Annotated in this window: 22 protein-coding genes; 14 read left to right on the top strand and 8 right to left on the bottom strand. The window is 70.7% G+C overall.

Annotated elements, in window-relative coordinates; all coding sequences use genetic code 11:
• Together SCA03_RS35360 and SCA03_RS30660 are read left to right on the top strand one after the other, a co-directional pair.
• Positions 1–313: MmyB family transcriptional regulator (locus SCA03_RS35360; protein WP_443098238.1), on the top strand; the 313-nt coding region annotated here is incomplete at its 5' end.
• A gap of 204 nt (positions 314–517) precedes the next feature.
• The gene (locus tag SCA03_RS30660) at positions 518–1,432 is read left to right on the top strand and encodes an NmrA family NAD(P)-binding protein (RefSeq protein WP_086815823.1); all 915 of its coding nucleotides are present in this window, start codon (positions 518–520) and stop codon (positions 1,430–1,432) included.
• A 42-nt stretch (positions 1,433–1,474) separates the two neighbouring features.
• Here SCA03_RS30660 and SCA03_RS30655 read toward each other — a convergent pair whose 3' ends face one another.
• The 5 genes from SCA03_RS30655 to SCA03_RS30635 form a co-directional block, all read right to left on the bottom strand.
• Complete coding sequence (locus SCA03_RS30655) at positions 1,475–3,442, bottom strand: protein kinase domain-containing protein (RefSeq protein WP_141275770.1); 1,968 nt, start codon at positions 3,440–3,442, stop codon at positions 1,475–1,477.
• A 131-nt stretch (positions 3,443–3,573) separates the two neighbouring features.
• Positions 3,574–3,798: a DUF397 domain-containing protein gene (locus SCA03_RS30650; RefSeq protein ID WP_230989015.1), complete on the bottom strand. Its 225-nt coding sequence runs from the start codon at positions 3,796–3,798 to the stop codon at positions 3,574–3,576.
• Positions 3,795–4,880: a beta family protein gene (locus SCA03_RS30645; protein ID WP_086816745.1), complete on the bottom strand. Its 1,086-nt coding sequence runs from the start codon at positions 4,878–4,880 to the stop codon at positions 3,795–3,797. The genes SCA03_RS30650 and SCA03_RS30645 overlap by 4 nt, the downstream gene beginning before the upstream one ends.
• Before the next feature lie 265 nt (positions 4,881–5,145).
• Positions 5,146–5,337: a DUF397 domain-containing protein gene (locus SCA03_RS30640; protein WP_030894468.1), complete on the bottom strand. Its 192-nt coding sequence runs from the start codon at positions 5,335–5,337 to the stop codon at positions 5,146–5,148.
• Complete coding sequence (locus SCA03_RS30635) at positions 5,334–6,179, bottom strand: helix-turn-helix domain-containing protein (RefSeq protein WP_086816747.1); 846 nt, start codon at positions 6,177–6,179, stop codon at positions 5,334–5,336. Before SCA03_RS30635 ends, SCA03_RS30640 begins: the two co-directional genes overlap by 4 nt.
• Before the next feature lie 154 nt (positions 6,180–6,333).
• Between SCA03_RS30635 and SCA03_RS30630 the strand changes: the two genes are divergently transcribed.
• Entirely contained in the window at positions 6,334–6,846 is a 513-nt protein-coding gene (locus SCA03_RS30630) for an ATP-binding protein (RefSeq protein ID WP_170297919.1), read from the top strand.
• Between the two features lie 75 nt (positions 6,847–6,921).
• Here SCA03_RS30630 and SCA03_RS30625 read toward each other — a convergent pair whose 3' ends face one another.
• On the bottom strand, positions 6,922–7,722 hold the full coding sequence (locus SCA03_RS30625) for a Clp protease N-terminal domain-containing protein (RefSeq protein WP_230989014.1): 801 nt from the start codon (positions 7,720–7,722) through the stop codon (positions 6,922–6,924).
• Positions 7,723–7,871: 149 nt separating this feature from the next.
• The gene (locus SCA03_RS30620; RefSeq protein ID WP_230989013.1) at positions 7,872–8,627 is read right to left on the bottom strand and encodes an NPP1 family protein; all 756 of its coding nucleotides are present in this window, start codon (positions 8,625–8,627) and stop codon (positions 7,872–7,874) included.
• Positions 8,628–8,944: 317 nt separating this feature from the next.
• Between SCA03_RS30620 and SCA03_RS30615 the strand changes: the two genes are divergently transcribed.
• Positions 8,945–9,655 (top strand): alpha/beta fold hydrolase, encoded by a 711-nt coding sequence (locus SCA03_RS30615; RefSeq protein WP_086817877.1) that lies wholly within the window; start codon positions 8,945–8,947, stop codon positions 9,653–9,655.
• Positions 9,656–9,727: 72 nt separating this feature from the next.
• Here SCA03_RS30615 and SCA03_RS30610 read toward each other — a convergent pair whose 3' ends face one another.
• The gene (locus tag SCA03_RS30610; protein WP_086817876.1) at positions 9,728–10,483 is read right to left on the bottom strand and encodes a TetR/AcrR family transcriptional regulator; all 756 of its coding nucleotides are present in this window, start codon (positions 10,481–10,483) and stop codon (positions 9,728–9,730) included.
• Between the two features lie 593 nt (positions 10,484–11,076).
• On the opposite strand from SCA03_RS30610, the gene SCA03_RS30605 reads away from it, so the two are divergent.
• The 10 genes from SCA03_RS30605 (at position 11,077) to SCA03_RS30560 (ending at position 21,847) form a co-directional block, all read left to right on the top strand.
• A complete protein-coding gene (locus SCA03_RS30605) occupies positions 11,077–11,727 on the top strand; it encodes a DUF2306 domain-containing protein (protein ID WP_211293564.1) in 651 nt (216 codons plus the stop codon).
• Between the two features lie 262 nt (positions 11,728–11,989).
• Positions 11,990–12,403, top strand: coding sequence for a hypothetical protein (locus SCA03_RS30600; protein ID WP_051856273.1), 414 nt, complete (start codon positions 11,990–11,992; stop codon positions 12,401–12,403).
• Between the two features lie 475 nt (positions 12,404–12,878).
• Positions 12,879–14,003 carry a hypothetical protein gene (locus SCA03_RS30595; RefSeq protein WP_086817874.1) on the top strand — a complete coding sequence of 375 codons (1,125 nt, stop codon included), beginning with the start codon at positions 12,879–12,881 and terminating at the stop codon, positions 14,001–14,003.
• Between the two features lie 193 nt (positions 14,004–14,196).
• Complete coding sequence (locus tag SCA03_RS30590; protein ID WP_086814964.1) at positions 14,197–14,676, top strand: hypothetical protein; 480 nt, start codon at positions 14,197–14,199, stop codon at positions 14,674–14,676.
• Position 14,677: 1 nt separating this feature from the next.
• Entirely contained in the window at positions 14,678–16,930 is a 2,253-nt protein-coding gene (locus SCA03_RS30585) for a hypothetical protein (protein WP_086814965.1), read from the top strand.
• Positions 16,931–16,953: 23 nt separating this feature from the next.
• Positions 16,954–18,018, top strand: a complete 1,065-nt coding sequence (locus SCA03_RS30580; RefSeq protein WP_086814966.1) for a hypothetical protein — start codon at positions 16,954–16,956, stop codon at positions 18,016–18,018.
• 440 nt (positions 18,019–18,458) lie between these two features.
• Entirely contained in the window at positions 18,459–19,400 is a 942-nt protein-coding gene (gene yhfZ, locus SCA03_RS30575; RefSeq protein ID WP_030879471.1) for a GntR family transcriptional regulator YhfZ, read from the top strand.
• Between the two features lie 167 nt (positions 19,401–19,567).
• Positions 19,568–19,942, top strand: a complete 375-nt coding sequence (locus SCA03_RS30570; protein ID WP_030879474.1) for a PRD domain-containing protein — start codon at positions 19,568–19,570, stop codon at positions 19,940–19,942.
• 136 nt (positions 19,943–20,078) lie between these two features.
• Entirely contained in the window at positions 20,079–20,438 is a 360-nt protein-coding gene (locus SCA03_RS30565) for a DUF2620 domain-containing protein (RefSeq protein ID WP_030879476.1), read from the top strand.
• A gap of 35 nt (positions 20,439–20,473) precedes the next feature.
• On the top strand, positions 20,474–21,847 hold the full coding sequence (locus SCA03_RS30560; RefSeq protein WP_030879479.1) for a YhfT family protein: 1,374 nt from the start codon (positions 20,474–20,476) through the stop codon (positions 21,845–21,847).
• Positions 21,848–21,911: the final 64 nt, after the last annotated feature.

The following is a 21,911-nucleotide window of genomic DNA, read 5'->3' as shown; positions in this document are numbered from 1 at the left end:
GGGCGCCCGCCCGTCCGCGCGGCTGGAGCGGCTCGTCGGCGAACTCGCCCTGTACAGCGACGAGTTCGCCGAGGCGTGGGCCGCGCACCGGGTGTACGAGAAGACGGTGGACCGCAAGCGGTTCCGGCATCCGATGGTGGGCCACGTCGTCTTCGACCAGCACGTGCTGGAGCTGCCTGCCGGGGCCGGCCACCGGATCTGGGCCTACCACCCGTCCGACGCACCCACCGCGCAGGCGCTGGTACGCCTCCGCGATCTGACGACGCTCACCGCCCCGGCGCAGGACGAGGCCCTCCGCGAGCGGCGTCCCTGACCCGACGAGCCCCCGGCCTCGACGGAACCCCTGAGTCCACGGAACCCGTGAGTCCACGGAACCCGTAGCCCGACGGACACCCCGCCCCGGTGACCGGCGGCCCGGAGGACGCCGGAAATCACCGCACATGTCCGTATATCCCCGGCGGAGGAACGACCGGGAGCCGGAAGCCGAAAGCCGGAAGAGGAAAGAGAGAAGAAGCACATGTACGTCATCACCGGAGCCGGTGGCCGCACCGGGCGCGCCGCCGCGCTGCGTCTGCTGGCCGCCGGGCACCCCGTCCGCGTCGTCGGACGGTCCGCGCACCGCCTCGCCGACCTGGCGGAGCGGGGCGCCGAGGTCCGCGAGGCCGACCAGTCCGACGCCGGGGCCATGGCCGCCGCGCTGGACGGCGCCGACGCCGCCTATGTCGCCCTCCAGCCCAACTACCTCCCCGATCACCCGGATTTCGCCGGGTTCCAGGACACCGCTTCCGCCGCGCTCACCGAGGCGCTCGCCCTGTCCGGGGTGCCCCGCGTCGTCGCGCTGAGCAGCTGGGGCGCACAGCATCCCGCCGGAACCGGCCCCGTCGCCGGACTGCACCGCTTCGAGCAGCGGCTCTCGGCCCTGCCCCGGGCCCGGGTCCTGTCGCTGCGGCCGGGCTGGTTCATGGAGAACCTGCTCGACCACGCCGACTCCGTCCGCACCGACCGCCGCATCACCGCGCCCTTCTCCCCGGATGTGCCGCTGCCGCTGATCACCACGGGAGACGTGGGCGAGGCCGCGGCGGCGGCGCTCGTCCAGGGCTGGGACGGGGTGCGGGTCCGGGAGCTGCGGGGCCCCGAGGACGTCACCATGTCCGGGATGGCCCGGGCCGTCGGGGACGCGCTGGGCGAACCCGTCCGCTACGAGCAGTGCGGGCTCGCGGAGTTCCACGCGGGACTGCTGGTGGCCGGTGTCGCCCCGAACGTGGCCGCCATGATGACCGAGGTGCCCGAGGCCGTGAACTCCGGCCGGCTGCGCATGGTCGAGCCCCGCACCGCGGCCGGTACGACGCCCACCTCGCCGGCCGTCTTCCTCGCCGAGGTGTTCCTGCCGGCGCTGGAGGCCCGGGGCGACCGGGCCGCGCGGCAGGGGTGACCCTCCGGCGGCGTGGCCGGGCGCGGAAGGACGGCTCCCGGCTCAGATGTCCAGCGGCCGGGGCCCCTGGAGCAGGGTGTCCGCGTACTCGCCGTCGGTCACGCCGATCCTCATGTACCGCGAGCCCGCGAACACCCAGAACTGGTTCGGCTTCCCCGGGACGGGCATCGCCTCGTCGATGCCCGTCCGGAAGCCCGGCACCCTGCCGAACGTGTTCTTCCAGCTGTCGACGCGCGAGGGGCCCACTTCGACCTTCCCGCCCGGCTGTTCACCGTCGAGCCGCGTCCGGACGTACCGGTCGCCGGAGAACACCCAGACCTGTTCCGGGTCGTCCGGCACCGGCATCACGGCGTCGATGCCCTCGCCCGGCAGTCCCTCGAAAGCACCGTCCCAGTCGCTGATCGGTGCCGGGCCGACCACCAGCGTGTCGTCGTACGCACCGTTGTCGGCGACCCGGAGCCGGAGGTACCGCGCCCCCGCGAACACCCAGTACTCGGTCCGGTGCCCCGGAACGCGCAGCACGGCGTCGATGCCGTCCCGGAAGGCGGGCAGCTTCCCGATGCTGGCGCGCCAGCTGTCCAGCGGCTTGAGGACCGTCAGCCGCTCGCGCACGACGTCCGCCGACGGTGCGATACGGGCCCGTAGATAGCTCGTCCCGCCGAACAGCCAGTAGCGGCCCGGCGCCCGGGGGTTCCCGGCGCCGGGCACCGGCATCGCCGCGTCGACACGGTGCAGCGAGGCCGCCGCCGGATCTCCCCCGTCCGTCGAGGGATTCCGGCCCGGGCCGGGACCGCCCTGCCCGGCCGAAGGCCGCCCCGACGGAGCCGCACCTGTGCCTCCGTCCTCCCCCGCACCGCTCGTGGCACGGCTCGCCAGCAGCCCGGCCGTGACGGCGCCGACGGCCAGCAGCGCGGCGGCTGCCAGCAGCACCGGCCGACGCCGGCGCCGGGACGATTTGCCGCCCGCGACGCCCGGCGCACCCGGCCCACCCGGCGCGCCCGCATCACCCCGGACGCCAGGAGCCCGCCCGCCCGGAGCCTGGACACCCGGCCCCTGGACATCCGGCTCCCGGACGTCCGAGCCCTCCGAACGGCCCGGGGCACCCGCACCGGAAGGGCCACCCGCGGCACCGGCCCCGCCCGCGGCACCCCCCGGCCCCGCAGCGTCCCGCGCGGGCACCGCGGGCACCGCGGGCACCGTCGGCCCGGACTCCAGCATCCGCACGGTCTCGGCGACCGACGGCCGCGCCGCCGGATCCTTGGACAGCAGCGCCGCCAGTACCGGCCCCAACGGCCCGGCGGCCGCGGGGAGGACGGCTTCCTCGTAGGCCACGGCGTGCAGCACGGCGGCGGCCTCCGGGCGCGCGAACGGCGAACTGCCGGACAGCAGCGCGCACAGCGTGCAGCCCAGCGAGAACAGATCGCTGGCCGGACCGGCGGGCTGCCCCCTCAGCCGCTCCGGAGCGATGTACTCCAGCGAGCCCACCACACCGCCGTCCGTGGTGAGCGGCGCGGTGCCCGCCAGCGCCGCGATACCGAAGTCGCACAGCACCACCCGGCCGTCCCGGCGCAGCAGCACGTTCCCCGGCTTGATGTCCCGGTGCAGCGCGCCCGTCGCGTGCACGGCCTCCAGAGCGGCGAGGAGTTGCCGCCCGATCCCGGCGACCGTGGACGGCGCAAGCACCCCGTCGCGCGCCACGTGGTCCGCCAGCGACGGTCCGTCCACCAGCTCCATGACCAGCCACAGACCGCTGTCGTCCGCCACCAGGTCGTAGATGTTGATCACGCCGGGATGGGACAGCCCGGCGATGGCCCGCGCCTCCCGGTGCGCCCGCTGCACCTGGGTGGCGACGCCCTCTCCCCCTCCCCCGAGGTGCACCTCCTTCACGGCGACGGTCCGCCCCAGCACCTGGTCGGTCGCACGCCAGACGGTCCCCATCCCGCCCCTGCCGAGCCGCTCCAGCAGCAGGTACCGCTCCGCGACGATCCGCGCTTCTCCGCTTCCGCTCACGCACCCAAGTTACCCGCGCACACGCCGTCCGAGAGGAACAGCCGTCCGCCGACCGCACCCGAACGGGCCATCCACGCGCGGGAGTTGACGGTCTCCTCGCCTGCCGGGAGCAGGGAATCCCCGGCTCCCCGTCAGCGTTCCCGTCCCCCCACGTACCGGGTGAACACCGCCCACGCCCCGGGCGAAACCTTCACACCCGGAACGGCTCCATCCTTCGCGTCCTCCGTGTCCTTCGTGCCCTTCGTGTCCTTCGTGTCCCGCACCCGGACCACCCCGGGACGGACGGCGACCTCGACACAGTTGTCGCCCTCGCTCCCGCTGAAACTGCTCTTGCGCCACACAGGTCCGCTGCTCACCGCGCTCCTCCCAGACTCCGGACGACGAACGTCGCGTGCTGCACATTCCCTGCCCACAGCCATTTCTCAGGCGTGCCCGTGCCCTTGCCGGAGGTGTCGGGGCCGCCGGCGCAGCACAGGTACCAGCGTTCGGCCGCTGCCGCCCCCGCCCGTCGGAAGCCCGGCAGGCCGACGATGCGCCGGGCCGACGCCCGGTTGAGCGCGACCCGGTTGCCGGAACCGCGGGTCAGCATCCTGCTCGCCACGAAGGTGTGCTCGGTCGTGTAGCACAGCGCGCCCCAGTACGGGCCCTTGGACCGGCCGCTGTCCCGGTCGGTGCCCGGCCTGCGCTCCAGGGCGGAGACGGGCTGGACGCCGTAGTCCCCGTAGCCGAGCGGCCCGGGTCCGCGGCCGTTTCCGGAGCGGACCGTGTGCCACATCGTCCAGTCCGGGCGCGGGGCCACGTACGTGCCCGAGGCCAGCATCTCGGCCTTGAGACGGGGAAATCCCCCTCCCAGTACGGCAGTTGTCCGCCACGACGCCAGCGGCAGCAGTGCGGCCAGCGCGCGGCGGGCCTCCTCGCCCGCGTCGGGCCGGTCGCCCGGCACACCGGCCATGTCCAGCAGCAGATCGGCGGCTGCCGTCCTGCGGAGCCTCCGCAGCAGCGAGACGACGCCGTCGACCACGCCGTCCGCACGCTCGTCCCAGGTGTCCGGCACCGTCACACGGATGCCCAGCCCGCAGCGGTGCTTCCGTGCCGTGCCGACGGCGAACGCCTGTTGGCGCGGGTGACGCTCCGGCCCGGTGACGGGACGCAGCAGGTCCCGCGAGCAGTGGTCGTCGATCGCCTTGGCGACGGTGCGGATCTGGTCGTACGCGATGAACGGCGCGTCGATCCAACCGGGGCTGTCCTCGTGCACGGCGTGGACCTTGCTGACCAGTCGGCGGTACATCGCGGCCCACGCGTCCGGGAGCAGATCCGTGGTCTTCGGAAGGTTCCACAGCGGCACCGTGCCGACTCTCACCTCCGGCTCCAGAGCCGCGTACGCCTTGGTCGTGTGCTGCCGCGCGGGCCAGACGGGCACATACACCGGAACAGCCACCGCACCCCCCACCACCGGCAAGGTTCCGTCTCCTCGACGTTCGCCGGTCCGACGGCGGCGGAAAAGGGCAACGTCCGTCCCGCGCGGCCGATTTCGGCCCGGTGCGTCCGTCCGTGTCGGGGGTCCGAGAGCCGCGGGACGACGCCCGGTGGCTCGTGGGGCGCGCCGGATCACCTGCGCCGCGGCGGGTGTCGACGTGAGATCGACGCGAAAGGGCCCCTCGGCGGCTCGTGCACGCCGAGGGGCCCGGGAGTTCCGTTCGCTGTCAGCGGCTCCGGCGGGCCGTGTGCCGTACGAACCGCGCCCACGCGGCGGACGACACGCTCAACGCCGCCTGCCCGACGTCCTTGGAGTCCCGCACCCGCACCGCGGAGGGAGCCATGGCGACCTCGACGCAGTTGTCGCCGTCACCACCACTGTAGGTGCTCTTGAACCAGGTCATCCCTGTGGTCGTCATAGTGCTCCTCGCATCCGTTCCAGCAGACTCACGGTAGCTCGTGAGTCCAAGGCCTGGGAACGAAGCCTGCTGTAGCGCTGGAGGAGAGTGCTGACCTCGCCGGGCTCCGTGATGAGACTGCTCGACCGGTGCCCCTCGGTGTAGCCGAACCACCGGTTTTCCCGCACACCTGCGAGATACAGCTGCCCATCGCTGCCCGCATGGTCCTCCTGCCGGAGCGGCATGACCTGGATATCGACGTTGTTCCGGCGGCCCACCTCCAGCAAGTGGTCGATGATCTGGCGGGTGACGCCGGTTCCGCCGAGATGCCGCAACAGCAGCGACTCCTCGATGACAAAACTGAAGGCGCAATGCGGCCGCTCCGCAAGCACGCCCTGCCGCTCCAGCCGAGCCGCAACCCTCTCGTCGATCTGCTGCGGGGAGTACGGCGGCAACTGTCGTTCGCACAGGGCCCGGACATACGACTCCGGCTGCAACAGCCCCGGAATGGCCCGGCACTCATAGGCGTACAAGCTGAGGGCTTCCTCTTCGAGTGCGGCCCACTGTTGGAACCACGCAGCAAGCCCCCGCTTGCGATTGAGGCTTCGGGCGGCGGCCTTGAGCACCTTCGCTGCCAGCCTGCCCAGCACCGGCTCCAGGCGCTGGGGCAGGTCCCGCGGGGGAAACCGCTTGCCCTGTTCAATCTTGGCGATGTAGTGCACCGAGTACTGGACGAGCGGCGCGAACTCCTCCTGCGTGAGGTTCGCGTCGTCGCGCAGAGCCTGGAGGACGGCGCCGTAGGTCTTCAGGCCGTCAGAGGTCTCGTTCTCCGCGCCGCAGTTGGGTTCCTGGTCCGACGTCATCGTCGATGCCTTCCGTGCTGTGTTCCGTCCCCACCCGACCTGGCGATCGTCACAGACGGTGATCAGTCCGGTCCAGCGGAGCGACCAGTACAACGCGTTCTGTACCGGCGCGGGGTCTGTCCGTGGTAGAGGCGGCACGGAAAGGCTGCCGGGCATGCACAGCGCACCACAGCAGCAATGCACGGACGACGACCTCCTGTTCACCCGGCGCTTCTCCGCGTCCCGGCGCGGCGCCCGGCTGGCCCGCAGAGCGGCGGCACACCGACTGCGCACGTGGGGCGTCCCCGAAGGGAGCCCGCTCTCGGACGCGGTGACGCTGATCGTCGCCGAGCTGAGCGCGAACGCCGCCCTGCACGGACGGGTGCCGGGCCGGGACTTCGAGGTACGGCTGTGGTGCAGCCGGGCGGGCGGTCCGGTGTGCGTGGAGGTGTCCGACACCCATCCGGCTCCGCCCGTGTGTACGCCGTCGCAGGGTGACGCGGAGGGCGGCAGGGGCCTGCTGCTGGTGGACGCGCTGGCCACGCACTGGGAGGTGGTGCCGCGCACGGGACCGGGCAAGACCGTCCGTGCGGTGGTGGAGACGGCGACGGCGGTGACGGCGGAAGCACGGGACCGCGACGCATCCGGGGAACATGGCAGCGCCCCCCGGCCGCCGTCCCGGTCGTAGCGGCCCGGGCGCGGCCGACCGTACGCATCCGGGCGGGGTGGTGATCGTCAGGCTCCGCCCCGCCCGGCCGAACCCTCAGCCGACCGGGGCGTGTTCGGCTCGTGCGGCGTCCCCGCCCGCGCCGGAGCCTTCGAGATTGGAGCCTTCGAGATTGGAGCCCTCGGGTCCGGAGCCCTCGGGTCCGGGGGTCTTGGGTCCGGAGTCCTCGGACGCGTCGAACCCGGCGTCCGTCAGGATCCGGGCCGCCACCCCGCGGCCGACCCGGGCGAGGCCGACGAGCAGGTCGGCGCAGTCGATGAGATCGCGGCCGGCCTCCTGGGACCGGGCCTCGGCGAAGGCCATCGCCTTGCGGGCGTACGGCGTCCAGGCGATCCGTTCGGCGGCCTGCGAGGCGCCGGTGCCCAGCCGAGCCTGGGCCGCGCGGTGGATGTCGTGCGCCGCGACGCCGGAGGCGGCCAGCAGCCGGGTGCCGCCGTTGTCCTCGGCGGTGAGGCCCCACAGCAGGTGCTCGGTGCCGATGTAGTTGTTGCGGTGCTGCACCGCCGCCTGTTTGACCTGCGTCATCGCCTGCCGCAGCTCCTCGGCCATGACCTCGGGGCCGTACCGCTTGTGCGGCGCGTGGAACCGCTGCTGGACGGCCTGCCGGGTCACACCGAGCGCGGTACCGATGTCCTTCCAGGAGCAGCCGTGCATACGGCAGTGCTCGACATAGTCCTCCACCAGGTCGTCGGCGAGCGACTGGAGTTGGCCGGACACCGCGGCGGCGGCCGTCAACAGCTCCAGCCAGTCGGGCTGTTCCTGGCCGCCGGGGCGGTGCGCGGTGGCGCAGGTGCGGTCGACTTCGGCGATGAGATCGTCCAGATCGGGAAGAGGCATGCGAGCAAGTACGCCTTGACAAAGGCGAGTTGTCAAGGCGCACTTGCCTCTGAGGCAAACTCCGGTCCCTTCGGGGCGCGGCCGACGCGTCGCGTCAGGGGCGTGAGGATGCCAGGGGGCGCCAGGGGTGTCAGAGGGGGTCAGGGGTGTCAGGGGGCGTCAGGGTCGAAGGGGATGTCGTCCGGCTTCGCCTTGGCCAGGTGGGAGGCGAAGGTGTCGTCCTTGATGCCGAGCGTGGCGCTGCCGAAGTCGGCCCCGGTCAGCTTGGAGCGCAGGCCGTCCGGATACCCGTCCCAGCCGACCAGCGGCGGGTACTGCCAGGTGCCCTTGTGGTTCTCCGGCGGTTCGTCGTTGTCGTTGGCGGCGCGGAAACAGTGCGTGCTGATGCCGTCCTTGTGGTAGACGACCTTCGGGTGCGTGTCCTCGAACGGCAGATCGGCCCGCTTGTGGACGGTGAAGCCGCCGTGGTTCGAGGTGGAGACGTACTCGGCCCGGTCGTCGTGCACCCACACGACGACGTGCTCCCAGTCGTGCCGGTGCCCCGCGCTGCCACCGCCGAGGGCCGCCTGGTCCTTCTCGAAGTACGAGGCGTAGACGATCGCGCACCAGTCGTTGTTGCACTTGGTGCGGCTGTAGCCGTTGGTGTTGTCCAGGTCGGAGAGGTCCCGGCAGTTGCCGTTGACGTCGCCGCCGAGCTTGAGCCCGGGGGCGAGGGTGCCGTCCGGGCCGATGGCGGGCGTCGCGTAACAGCCGTCGGTGTCGTAGTCGTACGCGGGCTGGAACCGCTGCTCCATCTCGCTCGCGTCGGCCGGCAGCGCCGTCGGCGGGTCGGCCAGCGCCGTGCCGGGCAGCCCCAGCACCAGCGCGAAGGCACCCGCCAGCACGGCCGGAGCGGTCCTCGTCACTCTCCGCGCCCGGCGGGACGCCCGCCCACGTCCGGCTGCGGGCGTCCCGGCGGGCGCGGACGGGGGCTCAGACGTGGACGCAGACGTGGACGCGGGCGCGGGCACGGGCGACGAGGCGGGCGAGGGCATGGCATCCATGGGGAACTCCAAGTGGGGGGGAGGAGGTGCGCAGTTCACGGTGCCCGGGCCGCCCGCCCCGTTCAAGAGGTCCCGGCGGCCGGCCGCACCTCGGTCGGCAAACGGACACCGCCGAGGGGGCGGCCGGGCACCGGCCCGGAGCACGTTGCCGTGTCACCGCCGGCCGTTACGGTGCGGGCATGACGGATTTCGTACTCGTGCCGGGCGCCTGGCTCGGCGCATGGGCCTGGGACGAGGTCACACCGCTGCTGCGCGAGGCCGGGCACGGCGTCCACCCGCTGACGCTGTCCGGCCTCGCCGAGAAGGCCGACCGGAAGGGCGCACCCGCGCCCGGCCAGGAAACCCATGTGCGGGACGTGGTCGACGAGATCGAACGGCTCGACCTGCGCGAGGTCGCCCTCGTCGGGCACAGCTACGCCGGCATACCCGTGTGCCAGGCGGCCCAGCGGCTGGGCGGCCGGCTCGCCCACGTCGTCCTCGTCGACGCGAACGTCCCCGCCGACGGCGAGCCCTTCCTCTCGGCGCTCCGGCCGGAGGGCCGCGCCGAGCTGGAGGCCGCACTGGCCGCACACGGCGGTGACTGGCCGCCCCCGGCCGCCGCCGCCCTCGCCGGACAGGACCTCACCGACGAACAGCTCACCCTCTTCACCGCCCGCGCCACCCCGCACCCGGGCGCCTCCCTCACCGAACCGGCCGCACTGGCCCGCCCGTTGGCGTCCCTTCCGGCAACGTATGTGCAGTGCCTGCGCGACCACCCCGAACTCCGCGCCGACGTGGCCCCGTTGGTCGCCGACGGCCACTGGCGGCTGACCCGCCTGGACACCGGCCACTGGCCGATGCTCTCCCGACCCCGGGAGCTGGCAGGTGTACTGCTCGACGCGGTGAGGTGAAGCACCGACGGCCGACACGTCACGACGGGCCCCCGGCCCCCGGCGCCTGCGGGCGCCGGGGCCGGCCCTGGTTCAGGCGGTGTCTCCGCCCGCCGGGGCGGCGGCCCGTAGGCGGTTGTGGATGTCCTCGACCATGGTGAGGATCGACCGCCGGAAGTGCTCGTCCTGATGGACGCCGATGAACGTCGTGTGGCCGAAGACCTCCAGGGCGACGAGGCCGTGCAAATGCCCCCACGCACTCAGCAGAAGGGCGGTCGCGGGCGGCGGCAGGGCGCCGAGACCGTCCTGCGGCATGCGCTCCAGATACGCGCGGAAACCGGGCGAGAGCGCGGGAGTGTCGGCCGCCTCCAACCGCGCCACGGGGAACCCGTCGAACAACTTCCGCTGGAAGATCGCGCTCATCCGGCGGACCGCCCCGGTGGTGGGGCCGTCGGCGGGCGCCTGGTAACCGCGCAGCGGAGCCCCGTAGATGAGCTGGAACCGCTCGGGATGGGTGACCGCCCAGCGGCGGTAGCCCTCGGCGGCCGGCACGAGCCGCGGCAGGTCCGTGTCGTGCGGCGCGGCGTCGACGGCGGCCTGCACCGCGTCGGTCAGATCGTCGTAGGCCCTGGTGATGAGCGTCGTGACGAGGTCGTCCCGGCTCGGGAAGTAGTGGTAGAGCGCCTGCACGGTCATGCCGAGGCTGCGCGCGACCGCCCGCAACGACAGTGCGTGCGGCCCGTGTTCGACGATGTGGCGCTCGGCGGCGCTCACGATCTCCTGGGTCGCGACGGCCCGGCGCCGCTGGCGCAAGGAGGGCCCGGCCGGCACGGCTGGGGCTGAGGACATGAAGGCGACGGTACGGGGCGGCGCGCCCCTCATCCACCGCCCGTCAAAAAAATCTCACACTGCCAACTCTTCCCCGACCTCACTAATGTCGTCAGCAACGGCGGGGAGCGCGGCCCCACTTCCGGCCGGAACCGGGGGCCGCTCGTCGCCGCCGGGTGAGGAGCGTCCGCGGCGCACCTCGCCCGACGGCGGCGTGCCCGTGCGGCCGGACCGGCTCGCGGCCCCGCACACCGATCGCTCCCGACGCGCCGACAACCGGCACCCCCGACACCAACCCCCCGTGCACGCACGCGCGTTCGCCCCGTCTCTCCGGCGACCGACCACCGGAACACCGAGCAGCCCCCGCCACATCGCCACATCGCCGCATCGCCGCACCGCAACAGGGCCACTGGGCAACAGGGCCACCGGGCCACCGGGCCACCGGGCCACCGGGCCACCGGGCCACCGGGCCACCGGGCGACGGGACCCAGCGGCCGCAGGACCACCTCGACGCTGAAGCAGTGCGCACCGAGAGGAGCCTCCGTACGACAACCGGATCCGCGTTACGGCCCGTTCGCCGCCGCCCACGGTGGGGACTGTGGAGCCTGCTGGCCGTGTCCGCCGCCGTCGTCGGCCATGCCGTACCGCCGTACCTGACAGGGGACGCGGGCGACGCCAAGGTGCCGATCGATCCGGATGTGGCGCTGCACTATCTGTCCCTCGCCGTGCACGCCGTGCCCGGCGGCCTCGCCCTGGTCATCGGCCCGTTGCAATTCGTGCCCCGGTTGCGCGCCCGCCGGCCCGGGCTGCACCGGGCCATGGGGCGGGTCTACCTGGTATCGGTCGTGGTCGCGTCGGCGGCCGCGGTGTTCGCCACCGCCGTCACCCGCGGCGGCTTCGCAGTCCAGGTCGCGTTCTCCCTCCTCGTGGCGGCCTGGCTGTACACGGCGACGATGGCCTACCGGTGCGTCCGCCGCGGCGAGACGGGACCGCACCGGATCTGGATGATCCGCAACTACGCCCTGACGTTCGCCGCGGCGACCCTCCGCCTCTACCTGCTCATCGGCCTGCTGCTGAAGAAGACGCTCATCTCCGGGCTGGACTTCGACGAGCTGTACACCGCCTGCGTGTGGGCGTCCGTCCTCGGCAACGTCCTGGTGGCCGAGTACGTCATCGTCCAGCGCGCCTCGGCACCGGCCCGGCACCGGCATTCCGCCGGACCCGCGACCGAGCGCGGCACCCACCTGGCGAAGAGCGGCGGCTGACGCGCGCACGCCCGGCCCGAGGCCGTCGCACCGCTGACCGGCGCCCGGCACGGCCCGGCTGAACGGACTGCCTCACCACCCACCAGGGCATGCCCCTCCCTGTGGCCGGCCTGGGCGTGGCGGCGATCGCCCGGCGCCCACCCGACACCGCCACAGCGTGGTTCACCCGGCTTCCTCCCGACCCTTTCCCGTACATCGGCGTTCCGGCCGTGAGCGGGCACACCGGCACTCATGGCATGTATCCATCAAGGAGATGATCGACATGACAGGGATCACCGCGAAGCTCGGAGCGGTCTTCTACGTGATCTGGGGACTCGTCCACATCAAGGCCGCCCACGGCCTGTTGGAGCTGGGGCAGTCGCTCGACCCGGGCATGGTGCAGGCCCGGGTGTACCAGGACGCCTGGAACATCCTCATGAGCGCCATCGCCGTCATCCTCATCGGCATCTTGATGAACTGGCGCAACTCCACGACCGGTTACTGGATCAACCTCGTCCTGGTGACCGTGCTGGACATCGCGTTCGTCCTCTTCGTCATCGTGCCCGGCTACGCACCGTTGTGGCCCGGCCTCGAAGGCCCGATCGCATGGGTGATCGCCGCCGTCCTCAGCACCCTGGCCTTCACCTCCCGCCGCCGCACCGGCCTGCCGGCGGCCACCGAAAAGGTCCCGGGGTGAGCGAAGCCCGCACGAACGGACGGCTGCCGGCTCCCGCTGAAAGGAGGCCGGCAGCCGCCGACGCTCCTGTGAGCCGCAGCCGATACGACGGCCCCCACGCGCATGACCGCGCCCCGAATACCGGGTACCGGGTACCGAGTCCCTGTGTGCAGTGCGCCGCGTCCTCGACCTGTGCACTGCGCGCTGACACCTCACACAGCAGATACCGCACCGCCCGCGCACCGCCGTCCACCAGGCCCCTCACCCACAGCACGCGCCGATAGCGTTCGGTAACCCCCCTTGTTAGCATCGGCGAACACTTCATCGAACGGCAGGGCGGGGGCCGTTGCCCACGGACGGGCGGCGGCGGAATCTGTGTGCCGTGGACACAGCAGAAGGGGGACGAGACCGTGGTGTCCGACGGCCAAGGCACCGGCCCAGGTACGAACCCGAACGACCACGTACCACGCAGGAACGACGGCGAAAGAGCCGACAGTTGACCCACCGACGCAGAAACCTCCTGATCGCCCTCGCGTCCGCACTCGCCGTCCTCACAGGCGTGGGCTGGTCCACCGGGATGTTCGACGACTGGCGGGACGAGAGGTCGCTGGGGGACGCGTGCCAGGGCGTCCTCGCCGAGGAGGCCCTTCCGGAAACGCTCGGCTCGGAGCGCGCGTTCGCGGGAGACTCGCACCCCGCCCTGGAAGGCGCTCTGACGCGTTGCGTGGTGCGGGGCTCGGAAGAAGCCACTCCCGCACTGCGGGTCGACCTGCGGTGGGCGGGCGACGGTCACCGGGACGCACTGCCCGAGGGCTACACCGACACATGGGCGGCATCGGGCGCCGCAGCACCCATGGAGCATGAACGGCCCGGGGTCGTTTCCGGCTCCGGCCGAGAACTGCATGCCACGATGGCTCTCGCCTGCCCGGCACACAAGGACACCAAGGGCCACGACGCCCTGCTGCTGACGGGCAGACTCACTCGCCCGGACGCCCGGGCCGACGACGCCCAGCTCCGCGCCGATCTCGCGCGGTTCATCTCTGGCTCGGCAAGCAAGGCCGCGGACAAGTACGGCTGCCGGGGCCCGGAGCGCGCGAGGGCGGGCCAGGTCGCCGAAGACCCACTCGACCATTCCGTCCCCGTGCAGGCGGCCAAGGGAAGCTGCGCGGCGGCGCGCGACCTCCGCCGCCAGGCCGCGGACACCGGCCTCGCCCGGGCCCTCGAAACCCCCGCCGACCCCCATGCACCCCTTGCCGACTGCTTCCTGGCGACAGACGACAACAAGCCGGGGGTCCGGCTCTCGTTCATCTCCGGTGCCTACGCGCCGAGTTACGCGAAGGCCGACAGCCTCTCGAAGATCCGGGGCGCCTCCGGCATCGACGAGGAGGAGAACTCCTACGCCTGGGCCACAGCCGTCTGCCCCGGCAGTTCAGAGCGTTCCCTGTTCACCACCTGGTCGGTACAGGACAGCCACACCAAGAATTCGGCGGCCACCGACCCGCCCCCCGACTTCCTGCACGACGCACTCACCGCCTACGCCAAGAAAACCGCCCAGGACCGCGGCTGCACGGATCTACGGCTTCCGGCACCGAACCCCGCGCATGGGAACGACCGCCACTGAAGGCCGCCCTCACCCGCCCCCCCCCCACGCCTCTCTCAACTCTCCGAACTCGCCCCGACGGAGACGCCGACCTCACCCTTTCACCCACAGCACGGATCAGTAGCGTTCGGTAACCCACCTTGTTAGCATCGGCGAACACTTCATCGAACGGCAGGGCGGGGGCCGTTGCCCACGGACGGGCTGCGGGATCGGTGTGCCGTGGACACAGCAGAAGGGGGACGAGGCCGTGGGGGCCGGCACGGACGGCAAGAGCAGTAGCCCGGGCATGAAGCCGGGTGGCCACATACCGCAGGACACCGACCTGGTGCACTCCAGGAGCAAGCAGAAGGCCGCGGCACGCTACATCCAGGACACACTCGGCCCGGCCACCCACACCGCGGGCTCCAAAGCCGACGAGGACACCGAGACTCTGACGGGAAACCCGGAGAGCCCCACCACAGTTCGCGGAAAGCTCCACAGCTGGGAGGTGTGGACCGGTGTGCGTCACCGTCTGACCGTCTGGCGCGCGCACCACGACAAGCTCGTCGAGCGTCTCCAGTACGAGCACCAAGCGTTGCTGGACACCGGCGTACAACTCGGTGAAACCGACGTCCGTACCTCCGACAGCATGGGGCGGTTGTCGGAGAAGCCCCGCATCAAGAGCCGCCTCGACGATCTGAGCCGGGAGCAGTGACATGCCGGTTTCCTACGACGACATCGTGAACGCCGAGTTGGGCAGCCTGGAGGACGCAGCGAAGTCCTGGTCGTCGATGGGCACCCGATTCGGCACCCTGCAGGACAACTACAGCGACCACGTCCGGGCAGCGGCGGATTCCGACACCTGGAGTGGTTACGCCGCCGCGGGTTACAAGAACTGGGGCCAGACCACCACCGAAACCTACGGACAGGCCAAGGCAGAAGCGCAGGGGGTCGCGGCCCTCCTTCGCCTGGCACATGCGACGCTCACGCAGTGCAAGAAGGAAGTGGAAGCAGCACGCGACGCGGCAGTCGACGCCGGGATGGATGTCAACTCCCAAGGGCACTGCACGATGAACTTCGACAAGGTCGCGGAGAAGAAGGGTGAGAAGACCGCGGACAAGTACCGCGACGATGCCAAGGCCAAGGCGGAGGCAGAGGAGAAGTACACGGCCGACATCCAGAAGGCCGTCAAGAAGACCCAGGAAGCCGACCACAGTCTGAAGACCGACTTCATGGCTGACCCCAAGCAGTCCGGCAAGGGGATGAAGGGCGGTTTCAACGGCAACATCGGCCACGACATCGTCAAACGGAACGCCCGCCGAACAGCCGCGACACTCAAAGCAGTCCGGGACGGCGAGAAACCGTCCCCCGACGAACTCAGAGAAGCGGCCATCCTGTCCCGGGCACACGACGAGGATCCCGAGTACAGCCGCACCCTGATCAATTCCCTCGGCGGCGCAGACGGCCTCCTCCGCACTCACAATCGCCTCGACGACCTCGCCTACTACGACGACAAGGACCACAGGAAGTCCTACCTGTCCCTGGACAAGGAACTGGCTTCCAACCTGGCCACTGCCACCCGCAATCCTTCCACGGACTTCTACAAGAAGTTCCACCAGCAGATGTTGAAGGCGGGAACCAAGGAGTACGACCTCAAGGCGGTCGGGGAACCGGAACGAGGCCGGCCTGGTCAGGGTCAAAAGATCCGGGGTTACCAGAGCCTGGTATCGCTCATGCAACGAGGCGACAACTACACCCGCGAGCTGCTTGTCGATACAGCTGACGCCATTCGCAACGCCGAAGACAAGAGCCGCGGCGGCAACCCGGACATCTGGGACCTGCAAGGGGACTTCAGCGGCAAAAAGTACAACCACTTCGCCGCCGACCCCTACGACGGCATGCTGAAAATCATCTCCGACTCCCCTGACCTGGCAACGGACTACCTCGATCCGGACGAGAACGACAACCTGGAATACGCCCTGAAGGAACGGAGCTGGAAACACGTCGACATGGGCGAAACCGCCCCCGACGGCAGCGATCCCGACAAGGAGAGCAAGGGCGCCCGCGAGGGGCTGGGGCTCGCTATCGAAGCTGGTTCCACAGGGCACGAGCCAGGATCGGACGGCGAAAAATTCGGCAGACACTCCGAGGCGCAGGCCCGCATCATGCACCGCACCATCAATGTCTTGGACTACGGCCATCCAGAAGGCAAGGAAGGTGGCGAAAGCAGCACAGGGCAAGCCGACTTCACTCTGAAAGAAGAAGGTTTCGCAAAAATGCGCACTCCACTGGCACGGGCGATGGCGTCGTTTACGCCTGACATCGTCGATGCCATATCGGGCGATGCTCCGGCCGGTAAGCCAGGAGCCCCAGACCCGCAGATTGCTGGGGACGATTCCCGCATCCAGAACAGTAGGAGCAGCCTGCTACGAGTGATGCGCGGCGTATCGGAGGACGAGGACAACTTCCTACTCCTCCACGAAGCGAGCGGGCGCTACATGATGAACCAGTTGGAAGCCGACGGCCACGGAACCACTCAGGCGCTTGAGAACCGAACGGCGAAAATCGGGGAGACTTTTGGCGCCATCAACGGCGTAGGTGCCGATATCGACCTGAGCGAGTACAGCGACAGAACAGGGAAAAACAGCGACGAACGAGTATACGGATACCATCTGATTGGCAGCCTGGCGAATACCCTTCCTGTTGTTGGCGACGTGACCCAACGGGCAGTGGATTCCTACTGGAATGAGTGGCTGAAAGCTGCAGACAATGAGCCTCTGCTCGACACGAGAGAGAGCATTTCAGCCGGGAACGACGAAGCAGATAAAGCCCTGCACGATTACTTCACGGACTGGGCCCAGAGTTCGGGAGAAAGTAAGGAACGTGGCGAGACCGCGTCGAGAGAAGCTTCGCAGAGCTACGAGAAGGGGCGGCGCACCGCTTACGAAGCTCTTCAGGTAAGGTCCTGAGACAGTTGAGCAGGGTTACTGTAGTGAAGCACAAGTCCCGTTGGATCTCACTGGCTGCGCTGATCTCATGTGTTGTCGTCCTCGCCGGCCTGCTCACGTGGTGGAACACCGACCTGCTGGGCAAGGACGATTTCTGCGACGGCATGTTCTCCTCGTCGGAGGTGAGTGCCGCACTGGAGGGCACGGGGCGGCTCGCCGAGGAGGAATACCAGCAGGCGGGGCGTTCGCACTGGCTGCGGTGCGAGATGAAGCGGACGAGCCGGTTTGTCGACTCCTCGGAACCTCATGTCTCGGTCACCACCGAGTTCCTGAAGGGCGACGAGGTCTTTCAGTCGCCGGTGTGGCAGAAGCGGGAGCGAATGGCGTTCACCGAGCACGGGCTCGCCGGCGGTGCCACCAGGAAGCGGGCCTGGGTGCTGGTCCCGAAGGAGTGCTGGGGCGGGATTCCGCTTCGCCGGGGCTCGGTTCCGTATCTGACGGCCGAGGTGAGCGACGGAAGGAACCCGCCGCAGGCTTCGGACGTGACTTCTTCGCCGGAAGCCCTGTTGCAGCTTGCCGACCGGGCCGCCCAGCGGGTGATCGATGACGCCGGCTGCGCGCAGAACAGCAGCGGTCGATACCGCGCCCCGGACGCGACCGCGCTGACCTCGGCCGACCACCACCACTCCGACCGGGAGAACATCTGCGGCAAGCGTGGCTTCATGTTGCCTCCGGACGCATTCCCCACCGCCGACGTGACCCTCGGAAGGGAACGCACCACCTCCGCGTCCGGCACCGTGTGGGCCTGCGACCTCCATCTACAGGGCAAGGGCGGACCGAGCCTGACGCTGATGACGACCTCCCACCGGGACACGGTGGCCGCCGCGAAACGGCAGGCGACCGCGAAATCCTTGAACAACGGGAAAGTTGTCCGATGTGAACAGGGAGAGATGTACGTCGGGTTGTGGCTTCACACCAGGTACCTGGACCTGCTGCTCGACGAGGACGACCGGCACGGGCGGAGACCGTTGGCGTTCCTCGGAGACGTTCTGACGTCTCTGGCCAAGTCCCAGGCGGCAGAAGAAGAATGGAGCGGGTGCCACTTCTGATGTGGAAGGGCTCCCGCCCGGTCCCGTCCCCGACTCACAGGCATGCAGGCCCGGCGCAGCGAAGAGAGTGACGCAGAGATCACCGTGAGTGCCGAGTACGAGGAACGGCTTCGCCCTCTGGGGTGACCGAGTCCCCCAGCGCCCGGGATCCGCCTCCCTCCGCAAGGGGCCGTCTCCGCACAGGGCCCCTCCCTCCCACGAGGGACGCCTTCCCACGACGAGGGACGCCTTCCCATGAGGGACGCCTCCGCACGAGGGCACCTCCACCTCCGCGAAGGGCACCTCCACCTCCGCGAAGGGCACCTCCACCCCGCAAGGGCGGCACCCCGTGCGCCGGCACCCGTGCAAGCGGCGGCGGAGTCTGTGAGGTGCGTCACCCCAGTTCAAGCCCGTCTCGTCACCCCTTGTCAAATATCCAGGATTCTGTTTACTGTCCAGTTGTGAACGGTTTCGACGAGCGGTTCCTCACCCGCAACGGCCTGGCGGCGCGCCAGCTCGCGGCCCTTCTGCTGGGGCACGAGCCGGACACGCGGCTGCCCCGCGTGCGGGATCTCGCCGAGGAGCTCGGCTGCGGCAACGGCACCGTGCAGGCGGCGCTGCGGCTGCTGGAGGAGGCCGGTGCGATCGAGACGGCCGCCCGGGGGCATCTGGGGACCTTCCTGGTCAGCTCGGACCGCTCCGTCCTGTGGCGGCTGTCCGGGCTGGGCACCCTGCTGGCGGCGATGCCGCTGCCGTACTCGCGCCGGTACGAGGGGCTCGCCACCGGGCTGCGGACCGCGTTCGACGAGGCGGGCACCCCGTTCGCGATCACGTTCATGCGTGGCTCCAACGCGCGGACGACGGCACTGCTGGAGGGCAAGGTCGATCTGGTCGTGCTCTCGCGGTTCGCCGCCGACCGGCTCATAGAGGAGCACCCCGGGGAGCTGACCCTCGTCGTGGATCTCGGCCCCGGCACCTACGTGGGGGCGCACGGGCTCCTCGTGCGGGAGGGGGCGTCGCTGGACGCGCCGGGGCTGCGGGTCGCCGTCGACCACGCCTCGGAGGACCAGATGCTGGCCGAGCGCGTCTTCGCCGGCCGCCCCGACGTGGAGTGGGTGGAGTCCTCGTACATGCAGCTGGCCGATCTGTTCGCGCAGAAGCAGGCCGACGTCACCGTCTGGAACCTGGACGAGGCGCAGGGCCGCGGCAGCCTGCACGCGCAGGTCGTGCCGCTCGACGACGAGATCGCCCGCGACCTGGCGCTGCGGAACTCCAGCGCCGCCGTCATCGGCCGTACGGCGAGCGCGACCGCGCTGCACGCGGTGCGGGACGCGCTCGACCCGTCCCGGGTGACGGAGCTTCAGTCCGAAGTCCTCCGAGGTGACCGGATGCCCCTTTACTGACCCCGCCCGGGGCCGCCGTACCGGGTGAACACCCGCCGGGCGGCGGCCCGTTGACAGCCACAGAATCCAGAATCCCGATTTCTGTGGGACCGGTGGCCGTACGCCACCTCCCCGCGCCGACTCGGCACCGAACTTCACCAGCGTCAACAGCGTCAAAGGAGACCGCCGTGGACGACCAGCTCGCACAACGCATCCAGCTCTTCCGGGAGGGCGGCCAGGTCCGGCCCGAGGTCGCCGACTTCGTCACCGGCGAGCTGGGCGCCCTCGCCGACGAGGGCCGGCCGGTGACCGAGGAGAGCGCCGGCATGCTCACCAGCCATCTGATGATGGCGCTCACCCGGCTGCTGAACGGCGAGGCCATCGAGGAGTTCGTCACGGACGAGCAGGTGGCCGCCGAGCTGGCCGGGCACCCGCAGGCCGTCGCACGCGCCCGCACCACGGCCGAGCGGGCCAGGGCCGAACTCGGCGCCGCGCTGCCCGAGTCCGAGATCAACTTCCTGGCGATGCATCTGGCCGTGCTCGACCAGCGCGTCTCCGGCTGACGCACCGGCTCCCCTCCCCTGCCACTCCCGCACACCCGCACCCACGCGCACGGACGTACCGGCCGGCCCCCGCCGGCCCCGTGCACCTCCCGGCCCGGAGGTCGTCTCCCGGCCAGAAAGACGAGAGGTACCCGTCATGACCAAGATCCTCACCGGTGGCGTCGGCAAGAACGAGGCCGCGGACGCGGTCAAGGCGCTCGGGCTCGACGGCGTCGACGTCGCCGTCTCCAGCGACATGGACGCCGCGATGAAGCTCCGCTCCGGCCAGGCCGACTACTACCTGGGCACCTGCCACACCGGCGCCGGCGCCTCCCTCGGCGTCCTGGTGGGCCTGATGGGGCAGCCCGCCTGCCACACCTTCGGACGCTCCGTCCCCACCGAGGAGGAGGTCGAGGGCCTGCTCGCCGACGGCAAGAAGGTCTTCGGGTTCTCCATGGACCAGATCGACACCGTCGCCCCGCTCATCGCCCGCGCCGCCGCACGGCGCGCCGCGTGAGACACCGGCCACCCCGGGCATGAGGAAGTGACCCCGTGAGTACCGTGAGAGAGCTGGCGGCCTCCGCCACCTTGGACTTCACCCTGCCGCAGCAGCTGACCGTCATCGCGCTGTGCGCGCTGACCGCGTTCATCTCGCACATGGCGCTGGCCGTCTTCAACGACGGTGTCCGCCCCTTCATGCTGGACTTCATCCAGGGACGTTCGACCCGGCCGGCCACCACGGCGGTCTCCTTCGGGCTGTCCGCCGGGTTCATCTTCGGGCTGGGCGCGCCGATGGCGCTCTCCTCCGGTGTGCTGAACCCCTGGCTGGTCTTCCTGCCCACCGACATCCTCGGTCTGCTGTCCCCCAAGAAGTGGCTGGCACCGATCCTCGGCGCCGCGTGGGGTGCCGTCGTCGTCTTCGCGCTGGGCGGCGCCAACAACGTGGCGCACGACCTGCCGGTGGACTTCCTGACGGCCATGCAGCAGATGTCCACGCCGATCCTGTTCCTGTTCACGCTGTTCCCGGTGCTGGCCATCACCAAGCAGTTCGGGCGCAAGTGGGGCGGCGTGGCCGGTGTGGTCGAACTGGCCCTGGTCGTCCTGACGATGAAGCTGTGGCCCGAGATGTTCGCGGGCGCGCTGGCCATGGCCGTCGGTGTGCTGATGCTCATCGGGCTGGCCGTCAGCCGCGACCTGAAGCAGCGCAAGGCCGACCGGGCCGCCGCGCTGGAGGCCGCACGCGCGGGAGAGGCCCCGGCCGACGGGGAGCAGGAGCCCGCCGAGGATCCGATGGCGTCGCTGTTCAGCGCGAGCGCCACCCGGCTGCGCCGGCATCTGCCGCTGTTCATGCTGCTGGGCGCCGGAGTGTGTCTGCTGGCGCAGATGCACATATTCGGCGGCGGAGAGGCCACCAGCTTCCTCATCGCCAAGGGCCACATCTCCGAGGCCGCACAGGTGGACTTCTACCGTGTGTTCGGCTTCATCCCGCTGATCGCCACCACGGCGCTCGCTTCGGGCGCGTACGGCATCGCCGGCTTCACGCTCGTCTACCCGATCGGGTACCTGCTGCCGAACCCGATTCTGGCGGTGGTCGTCGGTGCCGCGGTGTTCGCGCTGGAGGTGCTGGCGCTCTCCTGGATCGGCCGGGTGCTGGGACGGCTGCCGAGCGTGCGGGACTCCTCCGAGCATCTGCGCAACGCGATCACCGACACGCTGCAACTGGCCATCCTGTTCGGCTCGTTGATGGCGGCCAACGCGATGGGCGGCGGGCTCGGCATCCTCGTCGTCGGCGGGCTGTATCTGCTGAACGAGGCCATGGGGCGGCCCGTGGTGCGGATGGCGGCGGCCCCGGCCGCGGTGATCGTCGGCGGCATCCTGCTCAACGTCCTGTACTGGCTCGATCTGTTCACCCCGGTCAAGGGGTGAGCCGCGGGGGCGCCCCCGCGCGGGGGCGCCCGTCCGCACCGACGCCGTGACCACCCCGGACCTT

Origin of the sequence: Streptomyces cacaoi (genome assembly GCF_006539165.1) — a bacterium.
GTDB classification, from domain to species: Bacteria; Actinomycetota; Actinomycetes; order Streptomycetales; family Streptomycetaceae; genus Streptomyces; species Streptomyces cacaoi.
Note: the sequence above shows the minus strand (reverse complement) of the source record. Positions and strands in the feature narration are given on the sequence as shown.